Source organism: Blastococcus sp. SYSU DS0617, from assembly GCF_054051075.1.
Genome location: NZ_JBJHAO010000009.1, coordinates 150223 through 171255, shown reverse-complemented (window position 1 = coordinate 171255; position 21033 = coordinate 150223). Strand labels below are relative to the sequence as shown.

The following is a 21033-nucleotide window of genomic DNA, read 5'->3' as shown; positions in this document are numbered from 1 at the left end:
GAGCGGCCGGAGGGGTTCGTCCCCTCCGGCCGCTCGCGGCGGTGACCGCGCTACTTCCGGGTGACCGTGCCGGTGCCGCTGGCCTGCACGAGCGTTCCGCCCTGGAACCGCTGGGTGATCCCCTTGGAGGAGACCACGGGAGCCGACGTCGGGTAGCCCAGCGAGCCCCTCTCGAAGCCCTGCTTGCCCCAGGCCGTCAGGATCTTGCCGTTCACCCGGTGGGCGCCCGTGGTGGGCGACCAGTACATGCTGCCCCTCTGGAACTCCTGGAAGCACCCGCGCTTGACCAGGCCGCAGATCTCACCGCGGACCGGAAGGCCCAGCGGGCCGCTCTCCTGGCGCTCGTTGGTCCACGCCGCGTAGATCGCCCCCCAGACGACCTTCGTGCCGTCCTTGGTGAGGTAGACGGCGCCGCCGGTGAACTGCTGGGAGCAGCCCCAGTGCTGGCACCGCTGATCGGTGGCCGGGTAGCCGAGCGGGCCGCTCTCCCAGCGGTAGGCCGCCCATGTCCTCTGGATGGCGCCCTCGAGGACCGTCCGCGTGCCCCCGCCCGCGGAGCTGTAGATGGAGCCGCGCTCGAAGTACTGGAAGCACCCGCTGTCGCGGAGTCCGCACACCGTGCTGGTCGTGGGGTACCCCAGCGCGCCGGCATGGGCCTTCGTCGCGGCGTACTTCGTCGCCACGGCTCCGACGACGACCCGGGTGGGCTGCGACGCCGAGGTGTAGACGGCGCCCTTCTGGAACGACTGCATGCATCCGCTGTCCGGGAGGCCGCACGCCAGGTCACCGGTGGGGTACCCGAGGGTGCCCTTGTCGGCGCCGCGCGCCCGCCAGGTGTCGAACACGGCGCCGTTCACCATCGGGTGGGCGCCGCTGGCCGAGGACCAGTAGATGTTGCCGCCCTCGAACTTCTGCACGCAGCCGCGGCCGGACAGACCGCACCACTCGCCGGAGATCGGGTACCCGAGGGGTCCGGCCTCCCACCCGGTGCTGTTCCACTTCGTCCGGATCGCCCCGACCACCGGCTGGGCGCCCCCGGCCGGCGACCAGTAGATGGCCCCGCCCTCGTACTCCTGGAAGCACCCGCCCCCGGGCAGCCCGCACACCTGCTCGGTGGTCGGGTACCCCAGCCGGCTCTTCTCCCAGCCCATCGCCGCCCACTTCTCGTGGATGCCACCCCACATCAGGCGTGCGCCGGTGGCCGGCGACCAGTAGATGGCCCCGGCCTCGTGGGCGCGGAAGCAGCCGCGGTCGGGCAGGCCGCAGATGATCCCGGACGTCGCCCTGCCGAGCATCGCCGCATCTGGCTGCGCGGCCCGCGCGGCGATGGCGCCGCCACCGGAGGACTGGGTGGAGCCGAACCAGTCGGTGAAGTACAGCCAGAAGTTGCGGTTGCCGTAGGCCGAGCACTTGTCCCCGGTGCCGTAGCCGGCATTGAGGGCTGCCTGGTTGGGCCGATAGGGGGTGTAGTTGTAGAGCCCCGCGGTCGCCTGGTTGTCGATGAAGACCTTGGACGTCCCGCACGAGATCGGGACGCTCCACTGGATGGTGTTGGTGTACCCCGCCCGGTAGCTGTACTTCGTCGGGCTGGCGGCGTACCGCTGGTACTGCCTGGCCGCGTTGTACAGCTGCTTCTGCAGCCCCGCGTAGTCGGGGTGGCACCACCCGGTCCCGATGTCCGGGCAGTAGTAGCCGGCTGCCCGGTCGTACATCTTGGCCGTCGGGTTGCTGCTGGTGATGAAGCCCATCTCCTTCTGGAGCAGCACCAGGATGACCCGGGGGCTGACCCGGCAGGAGACCGCGACCTTGGCGATGATCTGCGCGGCGCTCTCCCGCGCCGCCCCCTGGTAGCCGGCGCACAGGCTGTCCGCGGGCTTCGCGGCCGTGTCCATCCGGAAGTCCTCGAGGCACGGGCTGGTGTCCAGCGCCGGGTCCGGGCAGGAGCTGGGGCTCTTGCTGATGAGGAAGCTCTGGATCTCGGCGGCGGTCATCGCCCGCCCGTCGAAGAAGACGGCGTCGGAGATGATGTTGCCCGGGTCGAACAGCCGGGTGTCGGCCGCGTCCGCCTGCTGGGCCGGGGTGCTGGTCGCGACCGGGCTCAGCAGCGACGCGGCGACGACGGTGAGGACGGCGAGGACGCGCAGGACGGGGCGCATCACGGGACCTCGACCGCCACTGCGTCCGCGACGCCCTGCGACGTCCCGGACTCGTAGGACAGGGTGGCCTGCCAGGTGCCCGGCGCCAGTCGCGCTCCGGGGACCGTCATCGCCGGGCACGAGGTGGAGGTCACGTTGTCGACGGCCGTCGCCGTGACCTCGACCGCGGTCCCGCCCTGGCTCAGGGTCAGCGTGCAGGTGCCGCCGGACTCGACGAGGCCCAGGACGATCCCGCCGGCCTCGACCGCCTTCAGGTCGGCGCTCCAGCCGTAGTAGGTGAGCTGGGGGGTCACCTCGGCGCTGCTGTCCTGCGTCGGCACCGGCGAGTCGGTGGCGACCTCGGTCGCCGGCTCGGTCGGCACGGGGGCCCCGCCGGTGCGATCCGGGCCCAGGCTGGCCAGTTCCTCGCTGTCCGTGACGGGTGGCGAGGTCGTGGCTGCTGCCGTGGGCGAGGCGTTCCCCGCGGTCGTGTCGCGGTCGTCGTCCGCGCGGGTCGTCAGCCAGAAGCCGGCCGCGACGGCGACGGCGACCGCGAACAGGAGGAACACGAGTGTGCGGCGGCGGCCGGACGGGCGTGAGCGGGAAGGCACAGCGACACCTCAGTGGTGTGGAGCGCAGCGCACCGGAAGACGGAGGACGGCTGAGCCGTCGCATCCGATGGCGGCTGAGCAGCGGGTCGGAACAGGTGGAGCGCGGATGCAGGAGACCAAGAACCGCCCGCCCGCGTCCAGTAACCGCCCGATCACGGCGCGTCGCGAACGACGCCACCTCCTCCGCGGTGCTCAGGCCGGGGCGCCCAGCAGGCGGATCCCCTCGATCCGGACGCCCAGGGTGGCCGTCACGCGCTCGGTGTCCGCCCGTCGCGGCAGTTCCTCCGGCGCCGGGGAGCTGACCAGCACCGTCGAGGCGCCGGCGGCCAGGGGGGCGAGCAGCCAGACCACCGGCCCGGCCTCGGCCGCGGTCGCGGCGTCGACGAGCACGCGGTCGTCGGGCCGGATGTCCAGCCGGGTGGCGAGCTCGCCGGCGGCGGCGACCAGGCCGCCGAGGTCCAGCGTCAGCCCGCCGGTCACCAGGCCGGGTGTCGAGGGGTCCGGCGACTGCCAGGGGGAGAAGAAGTCGCCCTGGGCGCGGACCTCCAGGGCGAAGTCGCGGGCTGCTCCCGCATAGCCGGTCATGCCCAGGCCCAGGGGGTGCAGGGACAGCCCGAGCAGCTCCGGTCCGCCCGTCGCCAGCGCTTCCTCCAGCGCAGGCAGCCTGCCCCGGTCCGCGAGGACCACGTCGGCGTCGGCGAGGCGGTCGTCGTCCTCCGCGGCGGTGTCCAGGACCGCCGCTCCGCAGCTCCACGCCGCCAGCAGCACCGCCGCGGTCTGCCAGTGGACGGGCAGCGCCACGGCCACGGTGCTGCCCGGCCCGATGTCGAACTCGTCCTGGAGCAGGTTCGCGGTCTTGGCCACCCAGTTGGCGAGGGTGGCGGCGGACAGCTCCACGCGGTCGCCGGTCGCGTCGTCGTAGGAGGTGAGCAGCGGGGCGGCGGCGTTGCGGCGGGCGACGGCGGCGAGCAGGTCGCCCGGCAGGGCCGCCTCCGGCCGCCCGGCGCCGGGCGGGATGGGTCGGGTGGTGGACACGGGACAAGAGTGGCAGGGAGAGTTGCGACGGATCGGTCCGCCCCGCGTGCTCCGGGCGACGGCGGGGCCGCGCGTCTACAGTCGTCACTCGATGACCGCCGCACCGAGCGCTGCCCTGATCCGGATCGACCACGCGGTGCTCCGCTCCACGCGCCGCGCGCTCGGGGGCACCCCGGCCGTCCCCGTCGCCCGGGGCATGTCGCACTTCGGGGAGCACGCGCTCGGCTGGCTGGCCCTCGGCGCGGCCGGCTGGGCCTCGGGCCGCCGGCGCGAGGAGTGGGCGGCCGGGATCGCCGGCGTCGTCGCCGCGCACGCGGCCGGTGTGGCGGTCAAGCGCGTGGTGCGCCGCGTGCGGCCCGCCCTGGAGGACGTCCCGGCGCTGGTGGGGACGCCGAGCCGGCTGTCCTTCCCGAGCGCGCACAGCTGCTCGACGGCCGCGGCGGCCGTCGGATTCGGCCCCTTGGTCGGCCGTCCCCCCATGGTGGTGGCGACCGGCGCGATGCTGGTCTCCCGGGTGCTCTTGGGGGTCCACTACCCCTCGGACGTGGTGTCCGGCGCCGTGCTCGGCGCGGGCGTGGCCACGGCCGTGCGGCGCCGCATGACCCGAGACCCAGGCAGGAAGGCGTGACCGTGCATCCCCAGTCGAGCCCCGCGCTGGCACCGGAGGCCACGACGGCACCGGGCCACGGCGAGTCCTCGTCCGCTCCGGAGCCGCCCCCCCGCCTCCCCGGCTTCCGGGGCAGCTTCGCCTGGGGCCTGGTGCGGGCACTGCGGCCCCGCCAGTGGGTCAAGAACGTGCTGGTGCTGGCCGCCCCGCTGGCCGCGGGGGAGATCTTCAACGCCGACGTCATGCGGCCGACCGCCGCCGCGTTCGTGCTCTTCTGCCTCGCCGCCTCCGCCGTCTACCTCGTCAACGACACCATCGACGTGGAGGAGGACCGCCGGCACCCGCGCAAGCGGTTCCGGCCGATCGCCGCCGGCATCGTGCCGCGCTGGCTGGCCCTCGCCCTGGCCGCCGTGCTGTTCACCGTCGCGCTGGTGGCCGCCGTGCTGCTCACCCGGCCCGAGCTGGCGTGGGTGCTGGCCAGCTACGTGGTCATCCAGCTGGCCTACTGCGTGTTCCTCAAGAACCAGCCGGTGATCGACCTCGCCGTCGTCGCCTCGGGCTTCCTGCTCCGTGGGATCGCCGGGGGTGTGGCGGCCGGGCTGATGCTCTCGCAGTGGTTTCTGCTCGTGGCCGCGTTCGGCTCGCTGTTCATGGTCGCCGGCAAGCGCTACTCCGAGCTCGTCCTGGTCGGCGACGCCGCCGCGACGCGCAAGACGCTCAAGGAGTACTCCGCCAGCTACCTGCGGTTCGTGTGGAGCCTCTCGGCCGGTGTGGCGGTCACCGCCTACAGCCTCTGGGCCTTCGAGATGGGGGAGACGCAGGACGGCATCCCGTGGTCGACCATCTCCATCGCCCCGTTCGTCATGGCCATCCTCAGGTACGCCGTGGACGTCGACAAGGGCTCCGCCGGCGCACCCGAGGAGATCGTCCTGCACGACCGCGTCCTGCTCTGCCTCGGTGTGCTGTGGGTGGTCACCATGGCGTTGGGAGTCTTCGATGTCTGACCAGACCCTGCTGAACGGCTGGGGGCGCACGGCCCCCACGCCGGCCGTGCTCACCCCCGTCCACGACGACGCCGAGGTGCGCGCGGTGCTCGCCGCGGCCGGCGGTCGTGGTGTCGTGGCCCGCGGGCTGGCCCGCAGCTACGGCGACGCGGCGCAGAACGCCGGTGGCCACGTGCTCGACATGACCGCGGCCTCCCGCGTGCTGTCCTTCGACCCGGAGACCGGTCTGGTCGACGTGGAGGCCGGCATCTCGCTGGACGAGCTGATGAACCGCTTCGTCCCGCAGGGCTTCTTCGTGCCCGTCACGCCCGGCACCCGCCTGGTCACCGTCGGCGGGGCGATCGGCGCGGACATCCACGGCAAGAACCACCACGTCGCCGGCAGCTTCTCCCAGCACGTCCGCTGGCTGGACCTGCTCACCGCCGACGGTCAGGTCCGCCGGGTCAGCCCCGAGGAGGACCCCGACCTGTTCTGGGCCACCGCCGGCGGCATGGGCCTGACCGGGGTCATCCTGCGCGCGCAGGTGCAGATGAAGCGGATCGAGACCTCCCGCTGCCTGGTCGACACCGACCGCACGCCCGACCTCGACTCGCTCATGACGCTGCTGAGCGAGACCGACCACCTCTACGAGTACTCGGTCGCCTGGATCGACACCCTCGCCAAGGGCAGGCGCATGGGGCGTTCGGTGGTCACCCGCGGGCGCTTCGCGACGCTCGACGAGCTGCCCGCCAAGCGCCGGGCCGACCCGCTGAAGTACCACGGGTCGATCAAGGTGTCGGTCCCCGACGTCTTCCCGCCCGGCCTGCTCAACCTGGCCACGGTCGCGGCGTTCAACGAGCTCTGGTACCGGAAGTCGCCGAAGCGCAAGCGCGACCAGCTGCAGAGCATCCCGACCTTCTTCCACCCGCTCGACGCCGTCGGTGGCTGGAACCGCATCTACGGACCGCGCGGGTTCGTCCAGTACCAGGTCACCGTGCCCTTCGGGCAGGAGGAGGCCATGCGCGAGGTGCTGGACCGGCTCAGCTCGTTCGGGACAGCGTCCTTCCTCGCCGTCCTCAAGCGGTTCGGCCCCGGCAATCCCGGCATGCTGTCCTACCCGTCGCCGGGCTGGACGCTGGCGCTGGACATCCCCGTGATGAAGGGGCTGGCCGGCCTGCTCGACTCCCTGGACGAGGTGGTCGTCGCCGCCGAGGGGCGGACCTACCTGGCCAAGGACTCCCGGGTGCGCCCGGAGACCTTCGCGCGGATGTACCCCCGGCTGGAGGAGTTCCGCGCCGTGCGCAAGCGGGTGGACCCCGACGGCGTGTTCACGTCCGACCTGGCCAGGAGGCTCTCGCTGTGATCGACGCCCTCGGATCCCCGGGCTCGCTGCTGCTCGTCGGCGGCACCTCCGACATCGCCGTGGCCACGGCCCGCCGGTACCTGGACGAGCGGCCGCTGCGCGTCGTCGTCGCGGCCCGGGACACCCCGCGCCGGGCCGCCGTCGCCGAGGAGCTGCGCGCCGCCGGCGCGGAGGTCGACGTCGTCGACTTCGACGCCGACGACGCGGACTCGCCCGGGCGCATGGTCGAGTCCGCCGCGGCCGGTGGCGACATCGACGTCGCGGTGGTCGCCTTCGGCCAGCTCGGCGACCAGGAGCAGCTCGCCACCGACCCGGACGCGGCCGGTGCGCTCGGCCGGGTCAACTACGTGGCCCCGGTCGTCGTCGGCACGGTCCTGGCCAACCGGATGCGGAGCCAGGGGCACGGGGCGATCGTCGTGCTGTCCTCGGTGGCCGGCGAACGGGCCCGGCGGTCCAACTACGTCTACGGCTCCACGAAGGCCGGCGTCGACGCGTTCTACTCGGGCCTGGCCGACTCGCTCGTGGGCACCGGGGTCTCCGTGCTCGTCGTCCGGCCGGGGTTCGTGCGGTCGAAGATGACCGAGGGGATGGCGGAGGCGCCGCTGTCGACCACGCCCGAGGCGGTGGCCGAGGCGATCGTCACCGGCGTCCGCAAGGGCCGGCACACCGTGTGGGTCCCCGGCGCGATGCGCTGGGTCATGAGCGGGCTGCGGCACACGCCGCGCGCGGTCTTCCGCCGGCTGCCCTTCTAGGAGACCCCTTTCCCCCCACACCTCGCACGCTCGGCGCGGGTCCCTGAAGGGGCGGCCGCCCGTCGGGGATGCCTCAGAGCGTGTCGGGCGCCAGCCGCTGCAGCTGCTGCGGGTCGATGTCGCGGTCGTGCAGGGGCAGCACGATCTCGGTCACGAGGTCGGTCAGCTCGGCGATGCGCAGGTTCAGCCGCCGCTCCTCCAGCAGGCCCTCGGCCAGCCGGGGCAGCGCCTCGTCCAGACGTCCGTGGGCCTCGTCCAGCCGCAGGTGCGCCTCGTCCAGGCGGGACCGCAGCGCGGCGTTCTCCACCTGCAGGTCGGCGATGCCCCGGTGCGCGGCCTCGAGGGACTCGAAGGCCAGCCGGATGTCGCGCAGCACCACCTCGTAGTCCGGGAAGAGGGCCTTCCGGAACGCCTTCGCCGGCGCCCGCACCAGCCGCTTCACCGCACCGGTCGCTGCCATGTCACCACCATCCTCGTCGTCGGGAGCGGGTCGGTGCCCGTCTCCCAGGGCGTGTGCTCGACCACCTCGTCGGCGTCGTGCAGCTCGTCGATCCGCAGCCCGTAGGGAGCCATCTCCGCGCGCAGGGTGTCCACCGGCACCGCCCGGTGCATCGGGACGCCGGTGCCCGGCTGCGGCAGCAGGCTGGAGCGGGGCACGTCCAGGTGCGCCTGCCCGCCGCTGCGCAGCAGCATCGACAGCCCGCGCAGCAGGATCGGGCGCCCGATGTCCCAGTAGTTGCCCAGCAGCCCCCGGGCGTAGACGACCAGCGGTTCCCGGCGGGCGCCCATCTCGGCCCCCAGTGCGATCACCCGGCGCAGGTCGTAGAGGTTGAGCACCCGGAACCGGGCGCCCGCACCCTGCTCCTCGGCCGCCTCGGCGGCCGCGCGCATCGGCCAGCGCACGTAGTCCAGCGCCTCCACGTCGAACCCCTGCCGGGCCAGCCACAGCGCGTCGTGACCGCGCCCGGTGCCGAGCTCCAGCACCCGGGCGCCGGCGGGTATCCGGGCGGCCAGCCACCGGGCGTAGTCCGACGGTGCGCTGCCGAGCGGCACGCGGGCGCCCTCGATGTCGTAGCGGTAGAAGTCCTCCCACATGGTCCGGTCCATGCCGTAGTCGGAGAACCAGCCCCAGAACCGGTCCTGCACGGAGCGGGGGATGTCGAACCGGTACGAGGGGTCGGGCACCTTCCAGCCCGGGCCGTAGTTGGCCTCGAGCATGAGCTCCGGGTCCCGGGGCGCGGGCTCGGGGCGGCCCTCCACGTCGATCGTGATCGTCGGGACGACCTGGTCGCGTCGCGCCTGCAGCCGGATCGCGAAGGTGTGCTGCCACCAGCCCTGCTCGTCGATGAACCCGGTGAACAGGTCGACGTAGGCGTCGGGCCGGCCCTCGTGGCTGAAGTGGACCTGCACGTGGCCGGCCGAGGCGCGGATCGCCTCGAACCCGGCGGCGCGCAGGATGCGACCCAGCTGGAAGGCTTCCCGGACCACGTCCGCCGGGTGGCTGTGCGGGCTCAGGTACCCGAGGTCGGCGTCGTCGTCGTGCGGCATGATCCGGCCGTCCCGGTAGGGGCCGAGCAGGGTGCCGCTCATGACGTAGACGGGCAGGTCGGGCCGGTGCTCGGCGAGCGCGGCCCGGATCCGGTCGAGGTTGTCCAGCAGGCGCTGCACCATGCCGGGGTCGTAGTCGGCCAGCGCGTGGCCGATCCGCCCGAACTTGTTGATGACCAGCCCGATGCCGTGGCGGTCGTCGAACCGGAGCGGCTGGTCGCTGTCGCCGAACCGCGCGTCGGCGGTCAGCACGTCGGGTCCGCCGTCGACCGGGCGCAGGCCGATGGTGCCGGTCCCGGTCAGGTACGGCCGCAGCGGCCGCGGCCACGGCAGCCGGCGGCGAGGCGGGTCCGCCGCGGGTTCGGGGTCGGTGGCCGAGACGCGGAACGACCAGATCCGCCGACCGCCGAGCAGCAGGTCGACGACGCGGTCCTCGTCCTGGCGCGAGGCGCGGAAGGAGAGACCGTCGTCGTCCAGGACCAGGTGGGACAGCAGGGGCCTGTCTCCTCTGTGGGGTGAGCGCCCGCGCACGGGGACCGCAACCATCGACGCCGGAAAAGGTCCGCCGAGGTTAACAGCCGGCGAACGGGCGGCGACCCCCCGCCGTCAGTTGATGCAGGAGGAGTCGGCGGCGGTCCGGGCCGGGGCGGCCTCCGGCTTCTCGGCGGCCGGCTGGGCGGTCACCGCCTGGCCGATGCCGTTGAAGTCCGAGCCGATCACCAGGTGGGTGGTGCCGGCCGGCACGTCCTCGTCGGCGGTGAGCTTCGCGCCCGGGACCGCGGTCGCCAGCTTCGTCGCCAGCGCCTTGCTGGCGGCGGCGTAGCGGATCTCGGTCCGGGTGTAGTCCATCGAGTCGGCGTTGCCGGTGCTGCCGACGACGTACCCGGCCCCGGTGAGCGAGTCGGCGGCGGTGCCCGCCAGCCCGGGGGTGCCCGAGCCGTTGAAGACCTCCACGGTGACCTCCGACGGCTCCGGCGCGGGAGGAGCCTCGCTGGTCGGGGCGGGCGTCGTCGCGGGCTTCGCCGGCTCCGCCGAGAGGTCGGCGAAGAAGGCGTGCAGGGTCTCCTCGTCCTCGAGCTGGACGATCGAGCGGCCCTGCTCGTCGCGCCCGTCGGGGGTGACGATGGGGATGGTCTGGAACTTGATGCTGCCGGCGGTGACCGACTGCATCTGCTGGGCGAGCTCGAGCAGCTCGAGGTCCCGGTCGACGGTGAGCGCCTTGGAGGCGGCCTCGGCGAGCTCGCGCTGCCGGCCGAGGTCCAGCATGACGTCCTCGGAGAGCATCTTGCGGAGCACCCCGCCGATGAACACCTGCTGGCGCACGATGCGGTCGAGGTCGACGCGGGGGAGCCCGTGGCGCTGGCGGACGAACTTGACGGCGTCGGCGCCCGAGATGACCTGTGGCCCGGCCGGGAAGACGGCGCCGGAGTACTTGCGGTCGTCGACCGGCGCGCACAGGTTGACCTCGACGCCGCCCACGACCTCGGTGAGGTTGAAGAAGCCGAGCAGGTCGACCTCGGCGTAGTGGTCGATCCGCAGGCCGGTCAGGCCGCTGATGGTCTGCACCAGCAGCTGCGCGCCCTGGCCCGACTTCTCCTCCTCCGAGGCGTCGTCGGGGGCGTTCTGCCGGCCGTAGGCGTAGGCCGCGTTGAGCTTGTCCTTCCCGTAGCCGGGGATCTCCACGTAGGAGTCGCGGGGGAAGGAGACGAACGAGGCGCGGGACCCGTCGGCCGGCACGTGGACCAGGATCATCGTGTCGGTGTTGAAGCCCTGGTCGCCGCCGGTGTGCAGCTCGGACTTGAGCTCGTCGGACAGGGTGGTGCGGCTGTCGTTGCCGACCAGCAGGAGGTTCATCGCCGAGCCGCCCCTGCCGTCGTTGCCGTTGCTCGGGATGGCGTCGGTGCGGTTGACCGCGGCGTCCGCGACCTGACCGAGGTACCAGCCCCAGCCGCTGGCGACCAGCAGGACGAGTGACAGCACGGTGGCCACCGCGCGTGCGCCGACGGCGGCGCGACGGGCGCCGGCACCCGTCCGCCCGGAGGTCTCGGCGCGCGAGGGGTCGCGATCGGCGCTACGGCGGGGCGGCCGGCCGGCGCGCGGGTCGAGGCTCGGCGGGAGCGGACGACCGTGACGGTCGTCGGGCTCGTTCCGGTCTCGGCTCACGGAGTTCCTCACTGCTGGCGGCTGCTCGTCGGTACGGGGGATGGTAGATCGGGCAGGCGCACCGATCGGTCGTCCGACACAGGAGTCGTCGCCCCAGCGGGCAGGTTCCGCCCACCTGGTCACGGGAGCCCTCGTTGGTCGCAGTGGTCACATCCGGGGTGGGAGGATCGGGCGCGCCAGCAATGGGTGAGCCCGCCGGTCCGGCCGGTGCCGGAGCGTCGTGGGGGAGACCGGGTGGCACGCGCAGCGTCGGGCGGGGACGACGGCCGGGCGCTCGTGGTGCCCTGGCGGCACGTGCCGCTGCTGGCGGTGGTCGCGGTGGCGGTGACCGGCGCGGTCCAGGCGGCGATCGCGGCCACGGACCTGCCGGCGAGCTCGAACGTCCCGGTGGCGGCGACCACGTGGGCGGTCGTGCTCGGCAGCGCCGTCGTCCTGGCCGGGGCGCTGTCCGGGCGGCTGCCGTCCTGGGTGCGCTCGGTACTCGTCGCGGCCGGCCTGACGGGGACGGCGACGGCCGTCCTCGCCCTGCCCCTGCACGGGACGGCGTACTACTTCGGCGGGCTGGTCAGCGACCAGCAGTTCCGCGTGCAGTACCTCACCCGGCTGACCGACAGCCCGGCGCTGAGCGACATGAACTACGCCGACCTCCCGCCCTTCTACCCGGCCGGCTGGTTCTGGCCGGCCGGACGGGTCGCCGCGGCAGCCGGGGTGGAGCCGTGGGTCGCCTACAAGCCGATCGCCGTCGCCACGGTGGCGCTGATGCCGGTCGTGGTGTGGTGCGTCTGGTCGCGGCTGGTCGGCGGGCGGACCGCGGTGGCGATCGGGGCGGTCACGCTGGTGGCCGGGGTGGGGCTGTCGGCGACCGAGCCGTACTCGTGGCCGGCCGCCGCACTGCTCCCGGCCGCCGCCGTGGCGTTCGCCCAGGTCGTGGGCGAGCCCCGGGCGGCGACCGGTCGGCTGCTGGCGGTCGGGGTGTTCGTCGGGGCGGCCGGCAGCTCGTACACGCTGTACGGCTTCTTCGCCGCGCTGCTGGTCGTCGTCCTCGCGGTTCTCGCGGTCGCGGCCGCCCGGGAGGACCGGGGGGCCGTGGGCCGCCGGGCGCTGCGGGACGCCGGCATCGTGGCGGCGATCGGACTGGTGGTGGCCCTGCCCGCCTGGGCGCCCTTCCTGCTGGAGGCCCTCCGCTCCGGCGTCGGGCCCAACGCCGCCGCCCGCTTCCTGCCCGCGGACTCCGCGCGGCTGCCCGATGTCCTGGGCGCCGACCCGTGGCGGCTGCTGCTCACGCTGGGCGTGCTCGGGCTGGTGGCCCGGGTCTGCGCGTCCTGGGGACGGCGCCCCGACGTCCTCGCCGCGCTGGGGGTCACGGTGGCGTGCGCGTACGCCTGGTACGCCGCCAGCACTCTCGCGCTCGCCGGGGGGACGACGCTGCTGGCCTTCCGCATGGAGAGCGTGCTGGTGCTCGGCCTGGCCACCGCCGGGGTCCTGGTCCTCGCCGAGCTGGCTCCCTCGGCCGCCGGGCAGGCCGCGCGCCGGAGATGGCCGGCCCGCCGGGTGGCCGTCGCCGGCGGTCTGCTCACCGCGCTGGCCGCCACCCAGGTGCTCACCGACCGCATCGGGGACCTCGACGAGCGGGTGGAGGCGGCCTGGACGACGCCCTACCCGAGCGGGGCGGACGCGCGGGGAGAGGCCGACCGGGAGCGGGAGGAGGGCTGGAGCGACGCGCTCGCCGCCGCGATCGGCCGGCAGACCGGCGGGCGGCCGCGCGACACGGTGGTGCTGACCACGAACTACTCGCTGCTGTCCTTCCACCCCTACCGCGGTTTCCAGCAGATCACCCGGCACTACGCCAATCCGCTGGCCGACTACGAGGAGCGGGCGGAGTTCGTGGCTGAGCTGGCCCGCAGCGGCAGCACGGCGGAGCTGCTCGCCCGGCTCGACGACGCCCCGTGGGCGCCGCCCACCGCCTTCGTGTTCCGGATCGAGGACGACGGCCTGCACCTGCGGATGAGCCGGGACACCTTCCCGGCCGCCCCCAACGTCGAGTTCTACGACGTCGTGTTCCCCGCCGAGCTCTTCGACGGACCGGAGTTCGACTCGGAGGTCGTCGGGGAGTACCTCGTCGCCGTCCGCCGGGCCTGAACCCGGCTGGATCCGCCGGCGCCGGCGGTCAGCCCACCCAGCCGGCGACCGTCTCGGTCGTGATGCGGCGCACGGGTTCCGCCAGCTCGGTCCGGGGCTCCCACGCGTAGAGGGAGACGGGGCGCTCGAGTGGCCGTCCGGTCAGGTAGACCGGCACCTGCTCCTGGTCCACGAGGGAGCGGGCCGGCGCGTAGGGGCCGCCGAGGTCCTCCTGGACGACGATGTCCCCGGCCTCGTCGGGGGCGGCGGGGGAGATCCGCCAGTCCGGCACGTCGGTGAGGCCGTCGCGCTGCACGGCCAGCGACTGGCAGGGGAAGACGAAGGCGACCGGCCAGTCGACCAGTGCGGGGGAGTCGGGGTCGACGACGTCCTGGAACGGGAGCGTCACCGGCACCCTCGGGACCGACACCGCCAGCGGGAGGTCGCCCTCGACGGCACCGTCCTGGGCGACGAGCCGGACCAGCTCCGCCTCCGGTGGCACCGCACCCGGGTCCAGCCGGCCGTCGCGCGCGGCCGGGGCGCCACCGATGTCGGGCACCCGGACGCTGCCGAGGACCTCCACGTCACCGCCGCGGGCGCGGCCGTACTCGGCCACCACGCTCGTGCCCGCCCGGCGGTGCCCGCTGGTGGTCACGACCAGCGGCCGGCGCTCCTCCCGGAGTGCGTCCGGGAGCTCGAACCACCCGGTGACCAGCCGGGCCGGCTCGTCGGTGTCCCGGGTGGCGGCCCAGCCCGGCAGGGCGACTCCGGCCATCGTGAGGTCCGGCCCGGCCGGGTTCCGGCCGTCGGCCACCGCGGCGAACCCGTCGAGCACCGGTTCGCCGCCGCTGCCGGCCACGGTCGCCGGGGGGAGCAGGCCCGCGGCCGGGTCGGGCTCGACCTGCAGCTCCTCGGCCAGCCCGCACGGTTCGCCGCCGAGGGTGGCGGCCGCGTCGGACGCCAGCGTGTAGGTGTCCTGCCGCGTACGGGTCGACTGGACGAAGCTGCCCAGCTGCAGCGCGACGGTGAGCACGATCAGTCCCACCGCCACGAGGCCGGGGGACGGCAGGTACCGGGCCAGCGGTACGCGCACGTCCTCGACGTCGCGCGCCCGCGCCCAGATCACGGCCGCGGCCGTCCCCGCGCTGACCAGCACGGCCAGGATGAGGAACATCGAGGAGATGCTCAGGCCGAGCACCTCGGGCGGGGTGTCGTTCCACGGCACGCCGAGGTCGGACAGGTAGGCGTACCGGTTCAGCCCGGCCCACGACTGCGCGCCGACGAGCAGCACGAGCGCGAGGGGCACCGCGGTCCGGGTGAGGGCGGCGGTGGGTATCCGCCCGCCGGCCGAGCCGGCGCGCAGCCGAGGGCCGAACAGGTGCACCGCCACCACGACGAGGGCGGTGCCGACCGGGACCAGCGCGCTGAAGTGCATCGTCCACTTCGTCGGCGTCGCCAGGAGGACCAGCAGGGAGAGGCCGAACGTGGCGGCGAGCCGCCCGGCCACGGAGCTGTCCGCGGTGTGCGGCCAGCGCGCCGAGACCCGCTGCCACAGGACGCCGAGGGCCGCGAGCACGGCCAGCAGCACCGGGACCCGCCGGCCGAGGGATCCCTGCAGGTCGCCGTTGGACAGCAGCAGGTACCAGCGCTCGGGCTCGTCCGACCACGGCACTGCGCCGGGCAGGGCGCCGCGGATCCGGTTGGCCTCGGCGAGGGCGGCCAGGTTCTGGTCGCCGAACACCAGCAGCAGGGCCGTCGCGGCCGACGCCGCGGCCGCGACGGTCAGGGCCGGCAGTCCGAGGGGCGAGGTGCGGGCGAGCCGGAGGATCGGCACCGCCGCGGCCAGGAAGGGCAGGAAGGCGACCGCGCCGGTGGGGGTGACCGCGAGCGTCGCCCCGGCCACCACCAGCCCGAGCAGCAGCTCGGCCGACCGGCCGCGCCGCACCCCGCGCTCGACCAGGACCATGACCGCGGCCAGCCCGGCGGCCACCCACGGCTCCGGTCGCAGTCCCAGGTTGGTGGGCAGCCACCACAGGGCGAAGGTGGCCGCGGCGATGGCGTAGGTCCACCGGTTCGCCGCGAAGCGCCCCAGCCGCGGCAGGAGTCCCCGGGCGATCAGCAGCCAGGTGGCGATCCCGAGCAGCGACGACGGCACCCGCAGCCAGAGGGTGCTCTGGCTGATCCCGGACCACAGGTCCAGGAGCTCGTAGTGCCAGCCGAACGGCGCCTCGGGGGCGTTGAACCAGCGGTACACGTTGCCGACGAAGCCGTTCTCGTCCCGGCTGCGGATGATGCCGGCGATGTAGCCGTCGTCCACGGTCATCGGCCCGATGACCGTCCACACCGCCAGGCCCAGCACGACGACGGCGTCGACTCCCCGCCGCACGACGCCGGCACCCGGGCGGCCCGTGGGAGCCGGTGGGTCCGTACCGGCGGGGGCGGTCCGCCGCTCCCGCCGGACGACGAGGACGACGGCGCCGGCCAGCGCGAGCACGGCCAGCACGCCGAGCACGTACTTCAGCGGGGTCGGGGAGGTCTGGAAGACCGTGTCGGCGGTGACCTCGACCGACAGCCCCGCGGGGTCCGCGACGTCGCTGAACACACCGGCGACCGCCGGACGCAGGTCGCCCGACTCGTCGGCCACGACCTCGCCGTCCAGGCGCAGCGTCGTCGCCTCCGCCGAGGAGGTGAGCTCCCACGTGCAGTCGCCGGACCCGGGGATCGGCTGCGCGACGAGGTCGGCGCCGGAGCGCACGACCAGGTCGTCCCCGTCGACCGCGACCCGCAGCCCCCCGGCGAGTCCGGCGTCGCCGGGAGGCCGGTCCAGGGGAGTGGTGGACAGCAGGACGGTGCCGTCGTCGGCCGCCCGTGCCGCGGCGCAGTCCCACTCGGCGCGCACCTCGACGGGGCGCTCCAGCATCAGGGGGATCGCGACCGCCGTCGCGTCCCCCGGGGCCGACGGCCAGCCGTAGACGGCCTCCGGCCGCTCCACCGGCGCGAGCACGAACGCGACGGAGGACAGCAGGGAGAGCGCCGCGAGCAGGATCAGGGGCAGACGGAGGTGCGCTGCCCGCCCCTGCGCCGGCCGGGCCGAGGACATGCGGCGAGGGTAGTCGCGGGCGATGTGCGCCCCGGGCGCCTCCGCCGGCCGGCCGGCGCGTCCCTGCGGAACCGCCAGCCCCGACTGCCCCTGGCATCACCGAGTGCGCCGGGGGCCTCGCCCTGGACGGTAGCCTCGACCAACGTGGCTGTCACCGCGTCGTCGAACGCCGCCTGGGCGGGTGCCAGGAAGGACCTCGTCGCCGGCTGGCGCTCCCGCGAGCTGTGGGCCCACCTGGGCTGGCAGGACATCCGCCAGCGGTACCGGCGCTCGGTCCTCGGCCCGATCTGGATCACGATCAGCATGGCGGTCACCGCCGTCGCGCTGGGCATCCTCTACGCCGGTCTGTTCGGCAACCCGCTCGAGGAGCAGCTGCCCTACATCCTGGTCGGCTTCATCGTCTGGGCGTTCATCTCCGGCTGCATCCTCGAGGGCGCCGACGTCTTCATCAAGAACGAGGGGCTGATCAAGCACCTGCCGGCCCCGATCTCGGTGCACGTCTACCGGCTGGTGTGGCGCCAGACGCTGCTGTTCGCGCACAACCTGATCGTCTACGCCGTCATGCTGATGATCTGGCCGCAGCCGCTGGACTGGTCGAGCCTGCTGGCGTTCCCCGCGTTCGCCCTGCTCGCCGTCAACGGGGCATGGATCGCGCTGCTCTTCGGCATGGCCAGCAGCCGGTTCCGCGACCTCAACCCCATCGTCGGCAGCGTCGTCCAGCTGACGTTCTTCCTCACGCCCATCGTGTGGATCTACGAGGACTTCCTCAACAGCCCCAACCCGGCCATCGCCGAACGGGCGCGCATCGCCGAGATCAACCCCGTCCTGCACTACATCGAGATCATCCGGCGGCCGATGCTCGGGCAGGAGACGGTCTGGCACCACTGGGCCGTCGTCGTGGGCATCACGCTCGTCGGCTGGGCGGTGACCCTGTGGGCGATGCGCCGCTACCGCACGCGCGTCCCCTACTGGGTCTGAGCCGCCCGCAGAGAGGAACAACCCACGTGGTCCGCATCGAGACCCGGCAGGCGAGCGTCGACTTCCCCATCTTCGACGCCAAGACCCGGTCGCTGAAGAAGGCCGTCCTGGGCATGGTCGGCGGCAACATCAGCTCCGACGACCGCAAGGTGCCCGTCATCCAGGCCCTGCACGACATCGACATCACGATCGAGGAGGGCGACCGCGTCGCCCTGGTCGGGCACAACGGGGCGGGCAAGTCGACGCTGCTGCGGCTGCTGTCGGGCATCTACGCACCGACCAGTGGGACGGCGCACATCGAGGGGCGGGTTGCGCCGGTCTTCGACCTCGGCGTCGGGATGGACCCGGAGATCTCCGGCTACGAGAACATCATGATCCGCGGCCTCTTCCTGGGCATGAGCCGGAAGCAGATGGAGTCGCGGATCGACGAGATCGCCGACTTCACCGAGCTGGGCGACTTCCTGGCGATGCCGCTGCGCACGTACTCCACGGGGATGCGGGTGCGGCTGGCGCTCGGCGTCGTGACCAGCATCGATCCGGAGATCCTGCTCTTCGACGAGGGCATCGGCGCCGTCGACGCCGCCTTCCTCGAGAAGGCGCGCGACCGCCTGGAGGAACTGGTCAAGCGGGCCGGTCTGCTGGTCTTCGCCTCCCACTCCGACGAGTTCCTCCGCCGGCTGTGCACCTCGGCCATCTGGATGGAGCACGGCCGGGTCAAGCAGCGCGGCAGCCTGCGCGAGGTCCTCACGGCCTACAAGGGCCGGGACCCCTGGCTCGACGACGCGGCGAGCCGCACGTGAGCGCCCCGGTCCCCGCCCCGGCCGCCGGCGCGGAGCAGACCGGACCGGTCGTCGCCGTCGTCGTCACCCACCGGCGCCCGGCGCTGCTGGCCGAGAGCCTGGCCGCCCTGGCCGGGCAGGACCGGCCGGTCGACTGCGTCGTGGTCGTGGACAACGGGGCGGACGAGGAGACCGCTGCCGTGGTCGCGGCGGCCGACGTCGCCACCGTCTACCTGCCCTCGCACCGCAACCTCGGGGGCGCCGGGGGCTTCGCGCTGGGCATCCTCACCGCCCTCGCGCAGGGGGCCGCGTGGGTCTGGTGCGCCGACGACGACGGACGTCCGGCCGACGAGACCGTCCTGGCCACGCTGCTCGAGTGCGCGCGCACCCACGACCTGGCCGAGGTCTCCCCGGCCGTCGTCGACAAGGCCGACCCGGACCGGCTGGCCTTCCCGCTGCGCCGGGGGCTGCGCTGGCGCCGCACGCGCGCCGACTTCGCGGGCATGGACCTGCTGCCCGGGTACGCCTCGCTGTTCAACGGCGCCCTGTTCCGGGCCGACGCGCTCGACGCCGTGGGGGTGCCGGACTACCGGCTCTTCCTGCGCGGGGACGAGACCGAGGTGCACCGCCGCCTGGTCCGGTCCGGTCTGCGGTTCGGCACCTGCCTGCGCGCCGCCTACCTGCACCCCGAGGGCACCGAGGAGTTCCGCCCCATCCTGGGCGGGCGGCTGTCGGCGCAGTACCCGGCCGACGAGACCAAGCGCTTCTTCACCTACCGCAACCGCGGGTACCTGATGGCGCAGCCGGGCATGCGCTGGCTGTTCCCGCTGGAGCTGGTGCGGTTCTCCTGGTTCTTCCTCGCCCGCGGCGACCTCGCGGGCCTGCGCACCTGGCTGGGCCTGGTCCGGCAGGGGCGCCGGGAGCGGTTCACCCGCCCCTGAGGGCGCCCCTCAGCCGTCGGGCAGCCCGAACGCGGTGCGCCACGCCTCCTGGGAGGTCAGCTCGTCGAAGGCCGCGCGGTACTGCTGCGAGAGCTCGGGGAAGCGGCGGCGGATCTCCCGGTTGAGCTCCAGTGAGCGCTTCCCGAGCCGCTTTGCCGTGGCCGGATCGCGGTGCCGGAACGTGACACCGCGGCCGTCGGCCGTGCCCACGGTGACGCTGTCCAGCCGGGAGAGCACGAACCACTGGGCGTCCTGGGCCGGCACCTGCAGCTGCGGCCGGTCGTCCGCCGGCCGGGCCGGCCGGACCGCCTGGCGGGCCGCACGCACCAGCGCCTTCGCGATGGCGACCTTGCCCACGGGCGGCTCGGCCATGCCCTCGACGACGACCGCGTCCATCTCCGGGTCCGGGACGTCGGTGGTCACCACCCGGCTGTCGGGGTACTGCTGCTGCAGCGCCCGCACGTCGGCCAGGGCCGTGGGCAGGGACGCGAACACCGTCGAGGGCCCGGCGAGGAAGTCCTCGTAGGCCTTGATGTGCAGCGCGACCGCCGAGTACTCGAGCTTCAGCAGGTGCTTGAGGTCGGCCTTGACCGCGCTGGCCGGGATGCCGCCGCCGTCGGTGTGCGGGCTGTGCAGCGCCGCCGCGATCAGCCGGTTCCGGGCGAAGAAGTAGGCCTGCCAGTCGCTGACGTCGTCCTTGTCGGTCCAGGCCAGGTGCCAGATCGCCGCGCCGGGGAGGGTGACCGTCCGGTAGCCGGCGGCCTTGGCGCGCAGCCCGTACTCGGCGTCGTCCCACTTGATGAACAGCGGGAGCGGCAGCCCGATCTTCTCCGGCACCTCGCGGGGGATCAGGCACATCCACCAGGCGTTGTAGTCGACGTCGACCCGGCGGTGCAGCTCCGGGGTCTCCCGCAACGACTCCTCGGCGAAGTCGTGCTGCATCTGCGCGTGCGCCGCCGGGCGGTACAGGAAGGCGTGCCGGTCGACGACCTCGCCCATCGTGTGCAACACGGAACGGTTCTGCAGGTGCAGCATCTGGCCACCGACGAGCATCGGGGCGGACGTGTACCGGCTGAACGTGAGCGCGCGGTGCAGGCTGTCGGCCTCGAGCTGCACGTCGTCGTCGAGGAACAGCAGGTGCGTGGCGTCGGTGTGCTCGAGCGTCTCGTGCATGGCGCGGGCGAAGCCGCCGCTGCCGCCGAGGTTGCCCTGCTCGACCAGGTGCAGCCGGTCACCCAGCGCGGCCGCCGTCTCGGCGAAGCCGGCGTCGTCGCGCACCTTCTTGTTGCCCTGGTCGGCGACGACGACGGCGGTCAACTCTCCGGAGACGACGGGGTCCGACGCGATGGTCGACATCGCCGCCACGCAGTCGGCCGGGCGGTTGAAGGTGCAGATGCCGACCGCCAGGCGGCCCTCGCGCTCGGGCGCCCGGCTGGCGTACCAGCCGGCCTGCACCAGGCCGAGGTCCTCGTCGGCGACGAGGTCGAACCAGTACCAGCCGCCGTCGACGAACGGCGTGAGGTCGAGCTCGAGCTCGACGGTGCCGTCCCCGGTGACCGGGACCGACCGCTCGTGCACGGCGGTGCCGTCGGCCTTGGAGCGGTGCACGTCCACCCGGCCCGTGCCGCGCAGCTCCAGCCGCAGCAGCACGCTGGGCAGCGTCGTCCAGCGCCGCCAGTAGCCCGCCGGGAAGGCGTTGAAGTACGTCGCGAACGAGACCTCCGAGCCGGCGCCCAGTGACCCACCGGCGCGGTCGGCCACCTGCAGCCGGTGCGCGGTCTCCTCGACGTAGAGCGTGCGCACCTTCGCCGGGTCCTCGGGGCGCGGCAGGAGGACCCGCTGCAGGAGGGTGCCGGCCGGGCCGGCGGCGTCGGTGGGTCCGGCGACGTCGGGTCGCGCGGTGGTCGTCGTCATCAGGGA

Annotated in this window: 16 protein-coding genes; 8 read left to right on the top strand and 8 right to left on the bottom strand. The window is 73.9% G+C overall.

The features are described from left to right. Nucleotides 1-50: 50 nt before the first annotated feature. From ACI793_RS12310 to ACI793_RS12300, 3 genes are all read right to left on the bottom strand, one after another. Nucleotides 51-2156 carry a hypothetical protein gene (locus ACI793_RS12310; protein ID WP_456606655.1) on the bottom strand — a complete coding sequence of 702 codons (2106 nt, stop codon included), beginning with the start codon at nucleotides 2154-2156 and terminating at the stop codon, nucleotides 51-53. Next, nucleotides 2156-2746, bottom strand: coding sequence for a hypothetical protein (locus tag ACI793_RS12305; protein WP_456606654.1), 591 nt, complete (start codon nucleotides 2744-2746; stop codon nucleotides 2156-2158). Before ACI793_RS12305 ends, ACI793_RS12310 begins: the two co-directional genes overlap by 1 nt. Nucleotides 2747-2938: 192 nt before the next feature. Continuing rightward, entirely contained in the window at nucleotides 2939-3781 is an 843-nt protein-coding gene (locus tag ACI793_RS12300; RefSeq protein WP_456606653.1) for a TIGR03089 family protein, read from the bottom strand. 91 nt (nucleotides 3782-3872) lie between these two features. Between ACI793_RS12300 and ACI793_RS12295 the strand changes: the two genes are divergently transcribed. The 4 genes from ACI793_RS12295 to ACI793_RS12280 are packed head-to-tail and all read left to right on the top strand — an operon-like array spanning nucleotide 3873 to nucleotide 7486. Continuing rightward, entirely contained in the window at nucleotides 3873-4409 is a 537-nt protein-coding gene (locus ACI793_RS12295; protein WP_456606652.1) for a phosphatase PAP2 family protein, read from the top strand. Next, nucleotides 4406-5392, top strand: coding sequence for a decaprenyl-phosphate phosphoribosyltransferase (locus ACI793_RS12290; protein WP_456606651.1), 987 nt, complete (start codon nucleotides 4406-4408; stop codon nucleotides 5390-5392). The genes ACI793_RS12295 and ACI793_RS12290 overlap by 4 nt, the downstream gene beginning before the upstream one ends. Next, nucleotides 5385-6734 (top strand): FAD-binding protein, encoded by a 1350-nt coding sequence (locus ACI793_RS12285; protein ID WP_456606650.1) that lies wholly within the window; start codon nucleotides 5385-5387, stop codon nucleotides 6732-6734. The genes ACI793_RS12290 and ACI793_RS12285 overlap by 8 nt, the downstream gene beginning before the upstream one ends. Further along, the gene (locus tag ACI793_RS12280) at nucleotides 6731-7486 is read left to right on the top strand and encodes a decaprenylphospho-beta-D-erythro-pentofuranosid-2-ulose 2-reductase (RefSeq protein ID WP_456606649.1); all 756 of its coding nucleotides are present in this window, start codon (nucleotides 6731-6733) and stop codon (nucleotides 7484-7486) included. Before ACI793_RS12285 ends, ACI793_RS12280 begins: the two co-directional genes overlap by 4 nt. A gap of 73 nt (nucleotides 7487-7559) precedes the next feature. Here the strand turns inward: ACI793_RS12280 and ACI793_RS12275 are convergent, their stop codons facing one another. From ACI793_RS12275 to ACI793_RS12265, 3 genes are all read right to left on the bottom strand, one after another. Continuing rightward, entirely contained in the window at nucleotides 7560-7946 is a 387-nt protein-coding gene (locus tag ACI793_RS12275; RefSeq protein ID WP_456606648.1) for a DUF6752 domain-containing protein, read from the bottom strand. Beyond that, the gene (locus ACI793_RS12270; RefSeq protein ID WP_456606647.1) at nucleotides 7925-9565 is read right to left on the bottom strand and encodes a class I SAM-dependent methyltransferase; all 1641 of its coding nucleotides are present in this window, start codon (nucleotides 9563-9565) and stop codon (nucleotides 7925-7927) included. Before ACI793_RS12270 ends, ACI793_RS12275 begins: the two co-directional genes overlap by 22 nt. Before the next feature lie 75 nt (nucleotides 9566-9640). Beyond that, nucleotides 9641-11023, bottom strand: coding sequence for an LCP family protein (locus tag ACI793_RS12265; protein WP_456606646.1), 1383 nt, complete (start codon nucleotides 11021-11023; stop codon nucleotides 9641-9643). 408 nt (nucleotides 11024-11431) lie between these two features. Here ACI793_RS12265 and ACI793_RS12260 point away from each other — a divergent pair, with 408 nt between their 5' ends. Then, nucleotides 11432-13336 (top strand): arabinofuranosyltransferase, encoded by a 1905-nt coding sequence (locus ACI793_RS12260; RefSeq protein ID WP_456606645.1) that lies wholly within the window; start codon nucleotides 11432-11434, stop codon nucleotides 13334-13336. A 28-nt stretch (nucleotides 13337-13364) separates the two neighbouring features. On the opposite strand, the gene ACI793_RS12255 is transcribed toward ACI793_RS12260, so the two are convergent. Next, a complete protein-coding gene (locus ACI793_RS12255) occupies nucleotides 13365-16415 on the bottom strand; it encodes an arabinosyltransferase domain-containing protein (protein ID WP_456606644.1) in 3051 nt (1016 codons plus the stop codon). 144 nt (nucleotides 16416-16559) lie between these two features. Here ACI793_RS12255 and wzm point away from each other — a divergent pair, with 144 nt between their 5' ends. The 3 genes from wzm to glfT1 are packed head-to-tail and all read left to right on the top strand — an operon-like array spanning nucleotide 16560 to nucleotide 19113. After that, entirely contained in the window at nucleotides 16560-17393 is an 834-nt protein-coding gene (gene wzm, locus ACI793_RS12250) for a galactan export ABC transporter permease subunit Wzm/RfbD (protein ID WP_456606643.1), read from the top strand. A gap of 26 nt (nucleotides 17394-17419) precedes the next feature. Next, the gene (gene wzt, locus ACI793_RS12245) at nucleotides 17420-18193 is read left to right on the top strand and encodes a galactan export ABC transporter ATP-binding subunit Wzt/RfbE (RefSeq protein ID WP_456606642.1); all 774 of its coding nucleotides are present in this window, start codon (nucleotides 17420-17422) and stop codon (nucleotides 18191-18193) included. Beyond that, nucleotides 18190-19113: a galactofuranosyltransferase GlfT1 gene (gene glfT1 / locus ACI793_RS12240; RefSeq protein ID WP_456606641.1), complete on the top strand. Its 924-nt coding sequence runs from the start codon at nucleotides 18190-18192 to the stop codon at nucleotides 19111-19113. Before wzt ends, glfT1 begins: the two co-directional genes overlap by 4 nt. Before the next feature lie 9 nt (nucleotides 19114-19122). Here the strand turns inward: glfT1 and ACI793_RS12235 are convergent, their stop codons facing one another. After that, nucleotides 19123-21027 carry a glycosyltransferase gene (locus tag ACI793_RS12235; RefSeq protein ID WP_456606640.1) on the bottom strand — a complete coding sequence of 635 codons (1905 nt, stop codon included), beginning with the start codon at nucleotides 21025-21027 and terminating at the stop codon, nucleotides 19123-19125. Nucleotides 21028-21033 lie beyond the last annotated feature (6 nt).

Coding starts and splice junctions, on each gene's coding strand:
- ACI793_RS12310 (WP_456606655.1), bottom strand. CDS start 2,156: ATGCGCCCCGTCCTGCGCGTCCTCGCCGTCCTCACCGTCGTCGCCGCG.
- ACI793_RS12255 (WP_456606644.1), bottom strand. CDS start 16,415: ATGTCCTCGGCCCGGCCGGCGCAGGGGCGGGCAGCGCACCTCCGTCTG.
- ACI793_RS12275 (WP_456606648.1), bottom strand. CDS start 7,946: ATGGCAGCGACCGGTGCGGTGAAGCGGCTGGTGCGGGCGCCGGCGAAG.
- ACI793_RS12295 (WP_456606652.1), top strand. CDS start 3,873: ATGACCGCCGCACCGAGCGCTGCCCTGATCCGGATCGACCACGCGGTG.
- ACI793_RS12235 (WP_456606640.1), bottom strand. CDS start 21,027: ATGACGACGACCACCGCGCGACCCGACGTCGCCGGACCCACCGACGCC.
- ACI793_RS12285 (WP_456606650.1), top strand. CDS start 5,385: ATGTCTGACCAGACCCTGCTGAACGGCTGGGGGCGCACGGCCCCCACG.